The 15,084-nt window shown below is 68.4% G+C and carries 13 protein-coding genes and 1 tRNA gene; 7 read left to right on the forward strand and 7 right to left on the reverse strand.

Features of this window, described 5'->3' with window-relative positions; genetic code table 11:
* Nucleotides 1-40: 40 nt before the first annotated feature.
* Entirely contained in the window at nt 41-1,300 is a 1,260-nt protein-coding gene (locus ACMCNK_RS28490; RefSeq protein WP_412739418.1) for a L,D-transpeptidase, read from the reverse strand.
* Nucleotides 1,301-1,464: 164 nt separating this feature from the next.
* Complete coding sequence (locus tag ACMCNK_RS28495; RefSeq protein ID WP_412739419.1) at nt 1,465-2,685, reverse strand: Ig-like domain-containing protein; 1,221 nt, start codon at nt 2,683-2,685, stop codon at nt 1,465-1,467.
* 153 nt (nt 2,686-2,838) lie between these two features.
* Between ACMCNK_RS28495 and ACMCNK_RS28500 the strand changes: the two genes are divergently transcribed.
* Nucleotides 2,839-2,911 (forward strand) — tRNA-Lys (locus ACMCNK_RS28500).
* A gap of 558 nt (nt 2,912-3,469) precedes the next feature.
* Here the strand turns inward: ACMCNK_RS28500 and ACMCNK_RS28505 are convergent.
* Together ACMCNK_RS28505 and ACMCNK_RS28510 are read right to left on the reverse strand one after the other, a co-directional pair.
* Entirely contained in the window at nt 3,470-3,904 is a 435-nt protein-coding gene (locus ACMCNK_RS28505) for a hypothetical protein (protein ID WP_412739420.1), read from the reverse strand.
* Between the two features lie 252 nt (nt 3,905-4,156).
* Nucleotides 4,157-4,501, reverse strand: a complete 345-nt coding sequence (locus tag ACMCNK_RS28510; protein WP_412739421.1) for a hypothetical protein — start codon at nt 4,499-4,501, stop codon at nt 4,157-4,159.
* Between the two features lie 35 nt (nt 4,502-4,536).
* On the opposite strand from ACMCNK_RS28510, the gene ACMCNK_RS28515 reads away from it, so the two are divergent.
* Genes ACMCNK_RS28515 through ACMCNK_RS28525 form a run of 3 tightly spaced genes read left to right on the forward strand, consistent with a single transcriptional unit; the run spans nt 4,537 to nt 8,394 of the window.
* On the forward strand, nt 4,537-5,715 hold the full coding sequence (locus ACMCNK_RS28515; RefSeq protein ID WP_412739422.1) for a tyrosine-type recombinase/integrase: 1,179 nt from the start codon (nt 4,537-4,539) through the stop codon (nt 5,713-5,715).
* On the forward strand, nt 5,712-8,006 hold the full coding sequence (locus ACMCNK_RS28520; RefSeq protein ID WP_412739423.1) for a tyrosine-type recombinase/integrase: 2,295 nt from the start codon (nt 5,712-5,714) through the stop codon (nt 8,004-8,006). The genes ACMCNK_RS28515 and ACMCNK_RS28520 overlap by 4 nt, the downstream gene beginning before the upstream one ends.
* Nucleotides 7,993-8,394 carry a DUF6262 family protein gene (locus tag ACMCNK_RS28525; protein ID WP_412739424.1) on the forward strand — a complete coding sequence of 134 codons (402 nt, stop codon included), beginning with the start codon at nt 7,993-7,995 and terminating at the stop codon, nt 8,392-8,394. Before ACMCNK_RS28520 ends, ACMCNK_RS28525 begins: the two co-directional genes overlap by 14 nt.
* A 277-nt stretch (nt 8,395-8,671) precedes the next feature.
* Here ACMCNK_RS28525 and ACMCNK_RS28530 read toward each other — a convergent pair whose 3' ends face one another.
* Nucleotides 8,672-8,986: an STAS domain-containing protein gene (locus ACMCNK_RS28530; protein WP_412741024.1), complete on the reverse strand. Its 315-nt coding sequence runs from the start codon at nt 8,984-8,986 to the stop codon at nt 8,672-8,674.
* A 13-nt stretch (nt 8,987-8,999) separates the two neighbouring features.
* Nucleotides 9,000-9,323 carry a hypothetical protein gene (locus ACMCNK_RS28535; RefSeq protein ID WP_412739425.1) on the reverse strand — a complete coding sequence of 108 codons (324 nt, stop codon included), beginning with the start codon at nt 9,321-9,323 and terminating at the stop codon, nt 9,000-9,002.
* A 195-nt stretch (nt 9,324-9,518) separates the two neighbouring features.
* Here ACMCNK_RS28535 and ACMCNK_RS28540 point away from each other — a divergent pair, with 195 nt between their 5' ends.
* Entirely contained in the window at nt 9,519-9,782 is a 264-nt protein-coding gene (locus ACMCNK_RS28540; RefSeq protein WP_412739426.1) for a hypothetical protein, read from the forward strand.
* A 486-nt stretch (nt 9,783-10,268) separates the two neighbouring features.
* Here ACMCNK_RS28540 and ACMCNK_RS28545 read toward each other — a convergent pair whose 3' ends face one another.
* Nucleotides 10,269-11,285 carry an FUSC family protein gene (locus tag ACMCNK_RS28545; RefSeq protein WP_412739427.1) on the reverse strand — a complete coding sequence of 339 codons (1,017 nt, stop codon included), beginning with the start codon at nt 11,283-11,285 and terminating at the stop codon, nt 10,269-10,271.
* 157 nt (nt 11,286-11,442) lie between these two features.
* On the opposite strand from ACMCNK_RS28545, the gene ACMCNK_RS28550 reads away from it, so the two are divergent.
* Entirely contained in the window at nt 11,443-13,365 is a 1,923-nt protein-coding gene (locus ACMCNK_RS28550; RefSeq protein ID WP_412739428.1) for an alkyl/aryl-sulfatase, read from the forward strand.
* Nucleotides 13,366-13,412: 47 nt separating this feature from the next.
* Nucleotides 13,413-14,966 carry an MFS transporter gene (locus ACMCNK_RS28555; RefSeq protein WP_412739429.1) on the forward strand — a complete coding sequence of 518 codons (1,554 nt, stop codon included), beginning with the start codon at nt 13,413-13,415 and terminating at the stop codon, nt 14,964-14,966.
* Nucleotides 14,967-15,084 lie beyond the last annotated feature (118 nt).

Consider the following 15,084-nt stretch of genomic DNA (forward strand, 5'->3'; position numbering starts at 1 on the left):
CCGGCCGTGTGACGACCGGGGCCCGCGATGCTGTCAGGGGTCAGGACAACGCACTGCCCTGCTTGTACTGCGACCAGCTCATGTTCCAGTCGGTCCAGCCGTTGCCGTTCTTCAGCGGGCTGCCGGTGCCGCTGACCGTGACCGGGTCGCCCATCATCGTGCGGTCGAAGAGCCACTTGGCCATCTTCTCGCTGACGTTGACACAGCCGTGCGACACGTTGGTCTTGCCCTGGACGCCCTCGGACCACTTCGCCGCGTGGATGAACTGCCCGCTCCACGTGATCCGCTGCGCGAAGTCGATGTCGGTGCGGTAGCCCTTCTCCGGGCCGAGCTCCTCCATCGTGTCGAAGACGGTGTGTTCCTTCTTCTCCATGACGACCATCGTGCCGCTCGACGACGGGGTGCTCGGCTTGCCCAGGCTCACCGGGATGGTGTTGATGACCTTGCCGTCCTGGCGGACCGTCATCTGCTTCGTCTTGTTCTCGACCGTCATCACGAACCCCCGGCCGATCTTCACGTTGACGCCCATATCGGAGCGGCCATACCAGCCGTCACCCATGGGTACGCCCGTGAGCTGGACCTGGTAGGAGACTTCGCTGTACGGCTTCCAGTACGTCTTGGGCCGGTAGTGGATCTCGGTGGGGCTGATCCAGCTCCAGGTGCCCTCCTGCTCGGGCTTCGACGTGACCGTCATCCGCTTCTCGACGTCGTCGCGGTACTTCTCCGGTACGGACCGGCCGAAGCGCACGATCAGCGGCATGCCCACCCCGACCACCTGGCCGTCGCCGAGGAAGCTGGAGACCCGCACCTGCTTCGAGGGCTTCGCCATCGTCGTGAACGTGGACGACGTCGTGCCGCCCTTGCCCTCTTTGGCGGTGCCGGTCACGGTCACGGTGTACGTGGTGCCGTAGCTCAGCGCCTTCTCCGGGTGGAAGACCTTCGCGTCCTTGTCCAGCTCACCCTTGATCACGCTGCCGTCGCCAGCCTTGACCTCGACGCTGGTGTTCTGCGGGTCCTCGCTGGTGTACTTGATGTCCGCCACCGCCTCGACGTCCTTGGCGTCCGGCGCGGGCGAGGTCACTGCTACGGTGCTCTGGGTCGGAGCCGGAGACGGGGCGTTGCCGCCGCCTCCCTGAGAGCCGCCCTGCCAGGACGGCGACTTGTCGTCGCTGCATCCTGCGCTCAGCAGGACGAGGCCGGCCGTCAACGCGGCCGCTGCAACCCGCCACGGCCGTCTGCCGGCGCGGGCGGCCGGGCGGGCTGTATCCAAGCCCGTCGACCGAACTCCACTCGTTCCCATGATCTCCCCACCGTGATGTCGTCCGGGGCCCATCCTCTCTCATGAATGCCAGGCCACCAATCCCGGTTTCGTGCCGCGACGAACGGGACAGCCGTGCAAACCTGCCCCGAACTCCCATTCGGCCGCGCGGTGGCACATGTGTGCCCAACCGGGAGCCGTTCAGGTCACCCCAGATTCGAAGGAACCGGGAGCGCACTGCCCTTGGCGAAGTTTTCCCAGCTCAGATCCCATGCGGTCCAGCCGTTGCCCTGGACCAGCTTGTCGCCCGTGCCGTGCACAGTGATCGGATCTCCGATCAGGGTGTGGTCGAACAGCCACCGGGCGTTCGACGGAGAGACGTTGACACAGCCGTGCGAAACGTTGCGGTGACCTTGGGCACCGACCGACCAGGGGGCCGAGTGAATGTACTGACCGCTCCAGGTCAGTCGCTGTGCGTAGTCGATGGTCATCTTGTAGCCGTTCGCGCCGTCGGTGTCCGTCGTGTCGAACACCGTCGACGTGTGCTTGTCCATCACGACCATCGTGCCGCTCGACGACGGGGTGCTCGGCTTGCCCAGGCTCACCGGCATGGTCCGGACCACCTTGTCGTCCTGTAGCACCGTCATCTTCTTCGTCTTGTTCTCCACCTTCATGACGAAGCTGCGACCGATCTTCGAGGTCGCGGAGCGGTCCTGGTCGCCGTATCGTCCGCCGCCGGTCGGCAGGCCACCCACCGCGATGCGTACGTCGAGCCGGGTGCCCGGCTGCCAGTACTTCGGCGCACGGTAGTAGGCCTGGGTGCCGCTCGACGTCCACGACCAGGTGCCGGGCTGCGGCGGGTCGGTCCGCACGAACATCCGCTTCTGTACGGTGGCCCGATCCTTCTTCTTGATGCCGGGGCTGAACTCGGCCACCACCGGCATCGCCACCCCGTAGGTGTGGTCGTCGAACAAGTACAGTCCCGTACCCGTGCGGCGGGCGGGCTCGGCCATCGTGGTGAACGAGGTCGTCGCGGTCGTCGTGGCGCCGTCCGGGCCCGCGGCGGTGACGGTCGCCGCGTACTGCTGCTTGTGCTTGAGAGGCTTGGCGGGCACCCAGGCCGAACCGTCCGCGCGCAGCTCGCCCGCGACGGAGCCGCCCTTCGCGTCGCGCAGCGTGACGGTCTTGACCGTGCCGCCGGCGAGCTTGAGCCCGATCTCCGTGCTGACCGGAAGGTCCTTCTTGCCGGTCTCTGGGGTGACCGTGAGCGCGAGCGGGGTCGTCGCCGCCACGTCCTTCGGCGCGGGTGCCGGGGGCGCGCTCGACGCCTTCGGGTCGCGGGCGGCCTCCGCGCCGCCCGTGCATGCGGTCAGGGCGAACACCGCCACGACCCCGACCGCCACCAGCGAGTGCCGCCTGCCACCCATGTCATCCCCGTTCTCGACCTTGCGCGGACATCTTGCCTGATCCATGCAAGATGTGTGGGCCGGTTGTGGATGACGTGGCCGGGCCGATCATGTGGGGATACCCGTTGGAGTGGGGGTTCCGGCCCGTGCTATCGTTTCCGACGTTGTCAGCGAGCGCCGCTAGCTCAACTGGCAGAGCAGCGGACTCTTAATCCGCGGGTTGTAGGTTCAAGTCCTACGCGGCGCACATTTGATCAAGGCTCTGATCAGGCATTTTATGCCGGATCAGAGCCTTTTTCATGTCCCTTGTGGACGTTTGCGTGATCCTTGCGTGATCTATAGATATTGATACGCCCCGACAGGGGGCGGCATTCTGCCCAGCGACAGGCACCCAAACAGGGCCAATCTTCGGTGCACCCGGCACCCGGCACCCGGCACCCGCTACTCCTGCACCAGTCCTTGACGTAGCCGATGCATCGCTCGCGGCGGGCTTCTGACCGGCCACGATCGTGTTATCCGGGTGTTGTCGTCGGCGCCACCCCGACCGGAGCGGGATCGTGCTCTGCGCCGGCCGCGCGGCCCTGCGTCACAAGGTCTGAGGACAACTCGGAGTAGCGAGCTGGATGGCCTCGAGCCAGCAACAGGCGGCCGTATCGAACGACCACGAGCACTGCACCCGCGATGGCGCCCACCCACACCGTCGCCTGCGCCCAGGCATCCGCGGAACTCTCGCCCCGCAATCCCTGCCACAACGGGAAGACCACCATCTGCGTCGCCGCGCCGACGGGGATCGTCAAGGCCGCGATCAAACCGAGCACACTGCTACGGCGTGCCGTGGCACCGAGAACGCCAAGCGGAAGCCGCAAACCACTGATCCCATCAACCAGTACGTGATGAAGAATCGGTCATGACTGGTACCGACTAGCGGCTCCATCCCATAGAACCCCACGGTGGCGAAGACGAGCCCCACCACGCTCGCGACCGCCCCCAGAGCTGCCGCCCGGGCTGGGCGGGCTCCAGCACTCGACAGCAAGCCCAGAAGGAAACCCAACGCGGCCCACGACCAGCCGGTGTCGAGGTGTTTGCTGAAGTAGACGGCCGTCCAGGTGACCGCGCCGTCCTCGCTATGCGCTTGGCCGACCACGCCCTGCATCCCGGGAATGTTGTCGACCACCGCGGTGACGGCGCCGAACCCGGCACCGATCGCGGGAGCCAACCAGAGTCGAGTGTGCGTGCGCATCCGTGCAGCCTAGAGATCAATCGCACCGCATCCGCATCATCCGCATGGTTTGCGATCTTCGCGGATCAGGCGCAACCGCCCGAGGCATCGGCCCCACGGTCCGCGGCCATCAGCGGCAAACTAGCGAGCATCGAGCCGCGACCTGGACACGTCCACAACAAGCCGCAGCTAGACGGCCTGATGACCATTGCGGCTCAAAGGATGTACGCATGATCGCACCGCGCGACCCGGCGCAGCGGCCCGGCGACCTGATCACCGCGGCTTGCGCCGCTCGGGCCGCGGCACGCTGCGGACCAGCGGACCGCACAGGTCGGCCGGGGACTCCACGGCGTGCAGATGCAGATCAGCGGGCAACTCAGCCGGCGCCTGCGGTACAGCCTCGACGGAGCGCAGGGCGGCCGGGATGGCCGCAACCGGAACCGGTCCCTGTCCGACGTTCGGGCCGCCGGTCGGCTGTTGCATCGGCTGCAATTCATCCTGGTTCTGCGGCAGCGTGAGCGTCGCGGTTCGGGGCCGCGCGGCGCGCCCGCGTCCCGTAGCACGGACCATGATCTCTTGTCGGCGCATTATCTGGTACTTGCTGGTTTCGTCCAGCATGTCTGAGTCGTTCCTGTGGGCATGACGCCTCTCCCGTGGTGGACACGGTCGGTGAAGTGTCCTTGACGGGAGGGCTCGGGCAGATGGTCGGTGTTCCGCGGGTGCAGCGGCTCCGCCAGGTGCCGGACGACGCGGTCTCCTACACGGTGGTCGGGGGTGATGGCCTGCCGGTGGTGCCGGTCGAGGTGTTCCTGCGGTGGCTGACCTCTGTGGGTCGGTCGCCGAACACGGTCGCCGCGTACGCGCATGACCTGCGTGACTTCGTCGAGTGGTTGGACATCTCGGGCCGCTCGTACCGCGATGTGGATATCGACGCGGTGGCGGAGTTCTTCGCTTGGCTTCGCCGGCCGGTTGCGGCGCGGCCGCGGGGCGTGTTCCTTCTTCCCGCAGTGCCGTCGAGGGTCTCGAACAGCACGCTGCGGCGCAAGCGGTCGACGCTGACCGCGTTCTTCGCCTTCCATGGCCGGCGCGATGGGTCGGTTCCTGCGGTCTTCGGCCAGGTGGTGGGGCCCCGAGCGACGGGGGCGTTCATCCCGATGTTGGCGCACACCCGGCGAGGCGGGCCGTGGCGGGAGCAGCGCAGCCCGATCAACGTGCCGACGCTCAGAACCCCGCCGCCGGCATTGACGGAAGCGCAGGTACGTCGGTTGCTGGGCTCGTGTCGTCGGCGCCGCGACCGGTTTTTGATCTTGCTGTTGTCTGAGACGGGGCTGCGGCTTGGCGAAGCGCTGGGATTGCGGCACAGGGATCTTCGGCTGCGTCAGGGGGAGGTGCACGTCGTGCCGCGGGTCGACAACGCTAACCAGGCGAGGGTCAAGGGTCTGCGGTTCCGAGTTGTGCCCGCAGGCGCGGTGGTGTTCGACGCCTACGCCAGCTACATGGAGTTCGAGTACGGCCGCGTGGACAGCGACTACGTGTTCGTCAACCTGTTCCGGCCGCCGGTCGGCGTCCCGATGACCGACTCGACGGTGGAGAAGCTGGCGGGCCGGCTGCGCAGGGACACCGGCATCGCCGGGTTCACGCCGCATGCGCTGCGGCATTCGTTCGCCACGCGGCTGCTGCGGGCCGGGGTGCCGATTGAGGTGGTCGCCGATCTGCTTGGTCACTCGTCGTCGCAGACGACCGCGCAGACCTACGCCCACTTGACGGTTGCTGATCACCGGCGGGTACTTCAGGCGGCCGGCATGTTCGACTCGGCGACGGTGACGAGGTGAGCGTCACGCACACCCGGGTGGGTTCCTCGACCGGCCTGCTGGAAAGGTTGATGGAGGTGGTGCGGCCGGAGTTCCGCGGTGAGGTTTACTTGCCCAGCCGGGAATCCTCGGTGTTCTACAGCGGTGTGTGTCGGATCCCGTCCTGCGTGGTGGCGCTGTCGCAGCCGATCAAGCGGCTCTGTGGGGGCCATTACGACAAGTGGACACGGGCGGGTAAGCCGTCGGGTTCCGCGATGGACGCGTGGGTGACGGTCGAGGACGTGCGCACCCGCGAGCGAATTCGCCGGCTGACGCAGATCGAGGCGTGCGCGGTGCGGGGCTGTAACCGGTCTGCGAAGGCGTGGACGGTGTGCCACCGCCACGGTCGGGCGTTCGAGGCGCATTACCGCCCGCGCGGGCGCACGATTACCGAGTTCCTCGCCGAGGTGACGTATCTGCCACCGGCAGGCGGCGAACGGGACTGCCGGTTCCCTGATTGCGGGCGCTGGGCGGAAGGCCTGACGAACGGTCTGTGCCGCAAGCATGAGGCCCGGTGGCGAGCGCGTCGGAAGCCCGACCTCGACGATTGGCTGACTGAACTCTCCCGTGGCGGTGACCCGCGGATCAGCTTTGCCGGCCTGTCTCGGCAGTTGACGTTGGAGGCGCAGTTCGGGTTGCAGTGCCGCCACGATGAGGCGAAGAAGAGGACACCGCCGCGAGTCGTCACCAGCGCCCTGAGCTACCTGAAGCGGGCAAGCGTGCACAGCCTGCTGGACTACGACGAGCAGCAGTGGCGGGCGCACGTCGGCACCTGCGTGGTCAACCCCACCAACGAGGGTGGGCTGGCGTTCCTGCTGGACACCCGACTGCGGCTGCACTCCCTGCTGGTCAGTGACGACCCGTGGGCCGACCAGTACCCCCGCGACCGGTGGGACCTGTTCATCGTCAACATCCGCACCCCCCAGACCCGGTACCTGCACTTCGAGGGCATCCCGCAGGCCTGGCTCAAGACCGCGACCAAGCGGTGGGCTCGCGGCCGACTCAGCCGAGGTGTCTCCTCGGCCCAAGTGAAGATCAACATCCAGTCGGTGGCAGTGTTCGCCGCCTGGCTACCCGCGACCGGGCCGGCGTCGCAGGTGACCAGGGACCGCATCGAAGACTGGCTCGCGGCCCTGAACGCCGTGCAGCCCAGTGACTACTCGCGGGCGCGCACGATTCGCTCCGTCGGGATGTTCCTGCGGGACGCGCACCGCCACGGCTGGCTGCCGGACCTGCCGCGTAGCGCCGTGATCGCCGATGACACGCCCCGCCGCCTACGACCGGCACCGCGGTTCATCCCCGAGTTCGTGATGCGGCAACTCGAGCATCCCGACAACGTGGCCAAGTTCGACCGCGACGACGGCCGGGTGCTGCTGCAGATCCTCATCGCCTGCGGCCTGCGGCTCAAGGACGCCCGCTGGCTGCCCCTGGACTGTGTCAGCCGGGACAACGACGGCGCACCTTACCTGTTGTGGATCAACCGCAAGATGCGACGCCACGCGTACTTCCCCATCTCACAGGCCTTGGCCGGGGAGATCGCCGCCCAGCAGGAACGGGTACGACGGCGTTTCCCGCAGGGCAGCCCCTGGCTGTTCCCCGCGCACCAGGCCAACCTGGACGGCTCCACCGCCCTGTCGGACAGCTACTGGCGCGAGCACAGCCGCCGGTGGCTGCAACGGCTCAATCTCACCGACGAGGCCGGTAACCCGGTGCGGGTCACCGCGCACCAGTTCCGACACACGCTGGGAACCCGACTGATCAACGCCAACGTGCCCCAGCATGTGGTCCAGCAACTGCTCGACCACATGTCCCCGGAAATGACGGCGGTCTACGCACGCATCCACAACAAGACGGTGCGCCGGCACTGGGAATCCGCAGTGAAGGTCAACGCCGACGGCCAAGCCGTCACGATCGACCAAGATCACCCGCTGGCCGACGCGTCGTGGAGCCGGCTCAGCATGGTCCGCGCCAAGGTGACCCTGCCCAACGGGTACTGTGGCGCCCCCATCCAGACCGACTGCGAATACGCCAACCCGTGCCTGGACTGCCAGTTCTTCATCACCACGGCGGACTTCCTCGACCAGCACCGCCGCCACCGCACCGAAACCGCCGCGCTGATCAGCGACGCCGAGGCATCCGGGCTGGCCCGGGTCGCGGAAAAGAATCGGCGCACCCTGGGCCGTCTCGACACCATCATCGACGTCCTCGAAACCGCGACCAACGATCAGATCGTCGCGGGCGGACGGCTGGAGGACCTTGATGCCGCCGGCTGACAACACCCACGCGCTGCGCGAGGCCGGACACCGCCGCACCGCCCGAGCCCGCCGCCAAGCCGAAGCCGCAATCTGCCACGCCCAACACGCCGGCCAGCCTGCCACCGTCGCGGGAATAGCCCGCGCCGCCGGCGTGTCCCGATCCTGGCTCTACACCCAGACTGACCTCATCGCCGCCATCACCAGCCTGCGCCGCCACACCACACAAACCGCACGGACCACCCCGCACCCCGCCAGCGAGGCGTCACTGCGCCGACGCCTCGACACCGCTTTGCACCGCATCAAGCAACTCCGTGAAGCCAATGCTGACCTGACCAAACGCCTGGAAATCGCCCATGGCCACATCCGAGACCTGCGCTGCACTCAGACACCAGGGAACCGGCCGTGACGTCGCCACGGCCTGGGGCCCAGGCTCGCCTTCATGGCGTCTTGCCGCTCAAGCCCAGCCCTGGGTCTCTGGTTACCCAGCGTGATGCCATGAAGGCAACCGGCGGTCAGCGGCATCACGGGACGTCGCCTGTCACTCAGTGCCTGTCCTTGAATTTCAAGATCGGGTTCGGGTCGGTCGTACGCTCGCGGCATGACCAGTGGCGGGCGTGGTGCTCGGGGTTGGCTGTCGCTGGTGCCGCGGCAGTGATGCCCGCTGCCTTGTGCCACCCCAGCGGTCATTCACCGCACCGGTGAGTCAAGGTCGCCAGCACGCCGGTCGCCCCGAGCACCCGCGCAACCAGGCCAGAGGCACCGATTACCCGGAAACCGTCGCCGGCTGTCGTCGCCGCGCGGCGGCTATCCAGGAGCGTCCGGATGCCCGCGCAGTCCAGGAACGAGGTCTGCGAGAGGTCCACCACCACCGCCTGGCCGTCCGGCGTTCTGCCGATCGCGTCCCGCAACACGCCCGCCAGGTCGTCGCAGACCGCCATGTCGATCTCGCCGCGCACCATGACCATGATCTGACCGGGCTCGGTGCAGGTGTCGGTCATCACGGGCGTCACCTCAATCGCCTTGCGGGCCATCCGGTGCCGGTTCCAGACCGGTGGCCTGCGAAACCTTGCGCACGTCGTCGGCGCCGAACGCGGTCCGCACCCCCGACACCGACATCCCGGACACCGATGCCAGCTCGCCCAACGTATAGGGGTGCGGATAGACGAACCGGCGTCCATAGGCCAACAGCAGTCGAATCTCCTGGTCAGCCGCCATCAGCCGAACGTGTGCCGCCCGCACCGCTGCCAGCAGCGGATCATCCTGCGGCGGCAGCACCTCGGAGGCCACCGCCCCACGGACCGCCTCGACATCGGCTGCCAACTTCCGCAATGTCACGTTCGTCCGGTACCCGCCTGCGCCCATCGCAAACACGGCAACGGACCGCAACGTTCTGATCGTGGCGCAACGCTCGGACGGAAGCTGCCCCGATCTTGCACACAGTGACGGCAGCCCGAAGGCACCTCCTGGCCCACACGCGGAACGCGCCGATCGGGCCGGACGGGATCTGCCACACGGGCTTACGGTGAGGTGGTGCAGCCGGATCGGTGTGACCCGGAGGTTGCCGCCCTGTTGCTCGTGGCGGAGGTGCAGCTCGCGGTGCTCCGGGGGCAGTTGTCGGACGCGGTGGCCCAGGGGGCGCCGGGCCTGGAGGCGGCCGGGGTGCATGCCGCGTTGGATCAGGTGCAGGCCACGCTCGCCGAGGCCGGCCGGCTGCTGCTGTCGCCGCGGCGATGCCTGGAAGGTGCGCAGCCCGGACACCACGCCCTGCCCCACCGAGGCGCAGACGAGCACTGACGACTGCGGGTTAACAACGGGAGTGTTAACCCGCCGTGAGCGGCGATGACTGATCACGGGGTGACTGATCCTGCGAACCCGCAGGGCTACATCGGCGGCTGGGGCTGTTCGCCACCCGGTGCGGGCACCCGCTCGCGTACGCCTGCACCTAGTCCGGGTGTGGAATGTTCTGGCACGACTTCGATCACGGGTCGAGGAGCGGGACGTCGGTCGATACCGAGCGGCACAGCGCGACCCGGCTGGCGACCCGGGCTGATCTCGACGTGCTACGCCGCGGCGACTCCTGCGAGCTGTGCAGCGTGGACACCACGCCCCGCCCCACCGCACACCCGGCTTCGCGGTCGTTCGGATCGCCGTCACCGTGACGGCGATCCGAACGCCTGGGACGCGCCCGCGGCAACCAGATTCGTGCTAGCTGCGGAAACAGGTTGAGAGACAGCTACTCACGGACGCTTCAGCAGTCGCAAGGCTTCGGATGTTTCTGGATCAGTGTGCTGCCTCGGCGCTGGCGCGGCTGATCCGGAACCACGGGCGTCGGGCGGGCTCGCTGAGGACCGCGAGCGTGACGCCGAGGACGGTCTCGGCGACGCGTTCGGTGAATTTCTGGCCGGCCTGGTTTGGGTGGTCGCCCAGCAGGAGCAGGAACACCAGGTATGTGGTGAACGCCGAGGTGATGTACCAGCGGCTGGCGTGGGTGGCGGCAGCCGCGGAGATCACGACACCTGTGAGGACGGCGAGCAGTCCGTTGGCGGCGTCCGCGGCGAGGGTGAGCACGGCGGCGGCTGCTCCCACGATCACGGACAGGACGCGTCCCGCGCCGCGGGCGCGCAGCAGGTCGGGGTCGGGTCGGGCGACGAGTAGGCAGGCCGCTGGCGCCCATCCTGGATGGTCGAGGTCGAGGCCGATGGCGACGAGGTAGCTGACGGCCGCGGCCGTCCCCAGGCAGAACCCGTAGCCGAGCATGGCCGGGGCCGAGGGGACAGGGCGCTGCGGGCGCGGTTGCGGAGGGCGAGGTTTCCACAGCATGGAGACGGCCCACGCGTAGACGGCGCCGAGCACCATGAGTAGCAGCAGGCGCAGCGCGCTTGCCCAGTCGTCGTACGACAGCCCTACGGCGACCAGGGGTGCGGCGAGCACGAGCAGCAGCTGCGCAGCGGCGACGCGGGTCGTGGCCCAGGCCGCCGCGGCGACGACCGCGACGAGGGTCACTGCGGTCACGAGGGTCGGCAGGTGCGTGAGCGCCGCACCCGTGAACAGCGATACCCCGGTCAGGGCGCCGACGATCAGCAGCAGCGGCCGGGAACGGGCCGTTCCGGGGAACGGCATGATCGCTGAGGGCAGCACACCGAGGGCGAGGGGCACCCCCGCCGCAGGGTTCACGCTGGTGACCGCGATCGCGGGCAACGCGTACACCAGGCCGCGTGCGGCGTCCGGCCATGACCACACGATCGCCGGTGGTTCCGCACGGCCGGGCGCTCGCGCCGCTGCGCGACCTTCGGTCATCACCGCCCCCCGGGCAATGCCAGCAATACCGCAGTTCTTAGGACAACCTCACCGTGAGTTCTACACGATGGAAGGCGGGTTGGGGGCCTGATGTCGGTCGACGGTGGCCGCCCGGACCCGGGGCGCGACATCGAATCGGACGAGGAGACCGGACATCATGATCACCGAGACCGCCTCCGCCGGCCCGAAGGACGCTCAGCCTTCGACGCGGGCGCGTAACGAAGCCATGCTCGCCCTGCTGCCCTTCTCCGATCGGCAGGACTTCGAGGACGTGTCCCGCGGCCTGGTCGAGGCCGCATCGACCGAGGCGATCCGCCGGCCGAACGGGTTCCCGATCTGGGACCTCGGCGCCTACAGCTTCCAGGACGCTCCCACGGCGCCGGCGACGGTGAACCCGAGCCTGTGGCGCCAGGCCCAGCTCAACCGGGTCGCCGGTCTGTTTGAGGTGACAGACCGGGTGTATCAGCTGCGCGGGATGGACATCTCCAACATCACCGTGGTCGAGGGCGACACCGGGATCATCGTCATCGACCCGTTCATCTCCACCGAGACCGCGACCGCGGCGATGGACCTGTACCGCAGGCACCGGGGCGACCGGCGCGTGGTGGCGGTGATCTACACCCACAGCCACGTCGACCACTATGGCGGCGTGCGTGCCCTGGTCAGCGACGATGACATCACCTCCGGCCGGGTCAAGATCTACGCCCCGTCCGGATTCTTGGAGAACGCGGTATCGGAGAACGTCTTCGCGGGCACGGCGATGAGCCGCCGCTCCCACTTCCAGTACGGGATCTTCCTGCCGCGCAACGAGCGCGGCCAGGTCGACATCGGTCTGGGCAAGGCGGTGTCCTCGGGCACGATCACGCTGATCCCACCTACCGACCTGATCGACAAGACCGGCACCCGGCTCACGATCGACGGGGTCGACCTGGAGTTCCAGATGACACCGGGCACCGAGGCCCCGGCGGAGATGAACTTCTACTTCCCGCAGTTCCGGGCCCTGTGCGCGGCGGAGAACGCCACCCACACCCTGCATAACCTGCTCACGCTGCGTGGCGCCGAGGTCCGCGACGCGAAAGCGTGGTCGGCCTACCTCAACGAGACCATCGACCTGTTCGCGGACCGTACCGACGTCGTGTTCGCCTCCCACCACTGGCCGGTCTGGGGCAGCGACCGCATCCGCGGCTACCTGGAGGACATCCGCGACGCCTACCAGTACCTGCACGACCAGACGCTGCGGCTGATCAACCACGGCCTGACCCCTATGGAGATCGCCGAGACCCTCACCGAACTGCCGCCCGGCCTGGCCGACAAGTGGTACCTGCGCGGCTACTACGGCTCGATCAGCCACGGCGTCCGCGCGATCTACCAGCGATACCTCGGCTTCTACGACGGCAACCCCGCCCACCTCAACCCGCACCAGCCCACCGAGGCGGGACGCCGCTACGTCGACCTGGCCGGCGGCCCCGACGCGCTGCTGGACAAGGCCCGGGCCGCGTACGCCGACGGCGACTACCGGTGGGTCGCCGAACTGGTCGACCACCTCGTGTTCACCGACCCCACCAACACCGCCGCGCGGGAACTGCAGGCCGACGCGCTCGAACAACTCGGATACCAGTGCGAGAACGGCACCTGGCGCTCCCTCTACCTGTCCGGAGCGCACGAGCTGCGCAACGGCGTCTTCCACGGCGTCGAACTCACCGTCGCCACCCCGGACACCATCCGCGCCATGAGCCTCGACCTGTACTTCGACTACCTGGGCATCCGCCTCAACGCCGACAAGGCCGCCAAGCTACCCACCCGCACACTCAACTGGGAGTTCACCGACACCGACCAGACCTACGCCGTCACCGTGCGGCACGCCGCCCTCACCTACCGGGCCGGCCGCGGCCTGCCCGACCCGGACGCCACCATCACCTTGACCCGCGCGCTGCTCGATCAGATCAGCATCGGTGACACCACATTCGAGCAGGCCATCAACAACGGCGCCCTGCGCATCGACGGCGACCCCGCAGCGCTGACCGAGCTGCTGGGCTGCCTGGACGAGTTTCACGTCATGTTCAACATCGTCGAACCCTAACCGAGGGCGTTGGCCGTGGCACTGGTCCTGAAGAGGTGCGCGTCGACGTGACCGCCACTGCTCCGGTCGTCCCGCACCGCCGCATCGCGCTGTTCGGGCTCTGCCTGGCAGCCGGACTGGTCTGGCTCGCGTTCGCGGACACCGGGATCGTGCTGCCCACGATCGCCCAGGAACTCGACATCGACCTCACCGACCTGCAATGGGTGAACAACGCGTTCAGCCTGGCCTGCGGGGTCGTCGTGCTCAGCGCCGGGCGCTTCTCCGATGTGTACGGCCGCCGCCTCGTCCTGCTCATCGGCACCGTGGTGTTCGGCACCTTCGGACTGCTCAGCGCGTTCCTGTCCGGCCTGCCGGGGCTGGTCACCGGCCGCGCGTTGATGGGCATCGGCGCGGCCCTGATCCTGCCCGCCACCCTCGCCCTGATCCCGGTCATGTTCGACCGCGACAGCCAACCCGGCGCGTTCGGCACCTGGATGGCCGTGGCCTGGGTCGGCCAGGCCGCAGGCCCGGCCCTCGGCGGACTGCTCACCGCCACCGTCGGCTGGCGCGCGATCCTGTGGATGAACGCACCCCTCGCCGCGGTCGCCTTCTACCTGATACTGCGGTACTGCCCCGAGTCCCGTGACGCCGAGACACCCCGCGGCGTCGACGTCGCAGGCCTGCTGACCAGCGCACTCGCCGCGTTCTTCCTCCTGTACGCGTGCACCGCAGGACAGGAGGACGGCTTCAGCTCCCCGCTGATCCTCACGTGCTTCGCCGCGTCGGCCGTACTGTGGGTCGCGTTCATCCTCATCGAGGCCCGGGTCCGCAACCCGCTGGTGGAACTCCGGCTGTTCCACGCCCGCGACTTCGACGGAGCCCTGGTCGCGAATCTCGTGATGAACCTCGTCTTCGGCGGGATCTCCTTCGTACTCGCGCTCTACCTGCAGGACGTACGCGGATACTCGCCGCTCGTCGCAGGCTGCCTGCTGCTCCCCGCCACGCTCACCATCCTGGTGTTCAACCCGATCGGACAGCGCATCGGGCAACACCACGGCCCACGCGGACCGATCCTGTCCGCGATGTACATCATCGCCCTGGGCGCGCTCGTCGCCGGTTTCCTGTCCACCACGTCGCCCTACTGGCTGCTCGCGGCCGGCCTGCTGGTGCTGGGCACCGGCATCGGGCTGCTCTCCACACCCCTGTCCGACACCGCGGTCGCCGGCCCGCCACCAGAGCTCGCCGGAACCGCGTCCGGGCTGTTCAAGGCCACCAGCATGCTCGGCGGCTCGCTCGGCGTGGCGCTGCTGGCCGCCGCCTCGGGTGCGTTCCAGACCAACACCGGCAGCCGGCTCGGCCACCAAGCTGGGCTCACCGACGAGCAGATCGACAACCTGCGACAGGCATTGACCGCCTCGAAAGCGGGCCAGAACCAGCTCGCCGGCCTATCCGACGCGGACCGCGCCCGGGTGATCGACGGCTACCACCAGGCGCAGGCAGCCGGGGCGGCCGGCGCGGTGAAAATGGCCGCGGTGATCGCACTCGCCTGCGGCCTGCTCCTGCTCTGGCTGTGGCCCCGCTCATGGCACTCGACCGCGGACCGGCAGACGTCCCGTCGGTAGCACGGGGCCGGGACGCACGGGCAGCCGACCAGGCATTGACATGAGCCACGTCTGGGTGGCTCCGGCAGTGTCACGTTGACGGCTGATCTCGGTTGATATCGCAAAGGTCCTACGCACC

Origin of the sequence: Krasilnikovia sp. MM14-A1259 (assembly GCF_047159535.1) — a bacterium.
In the GTDB taxonomy this organism is placed as follows: domain Bacteria; phylum Actinomycetota; class Actinomycetes; order Mycobacteriales; family Micromonosporaceae; genus Actinoplanes.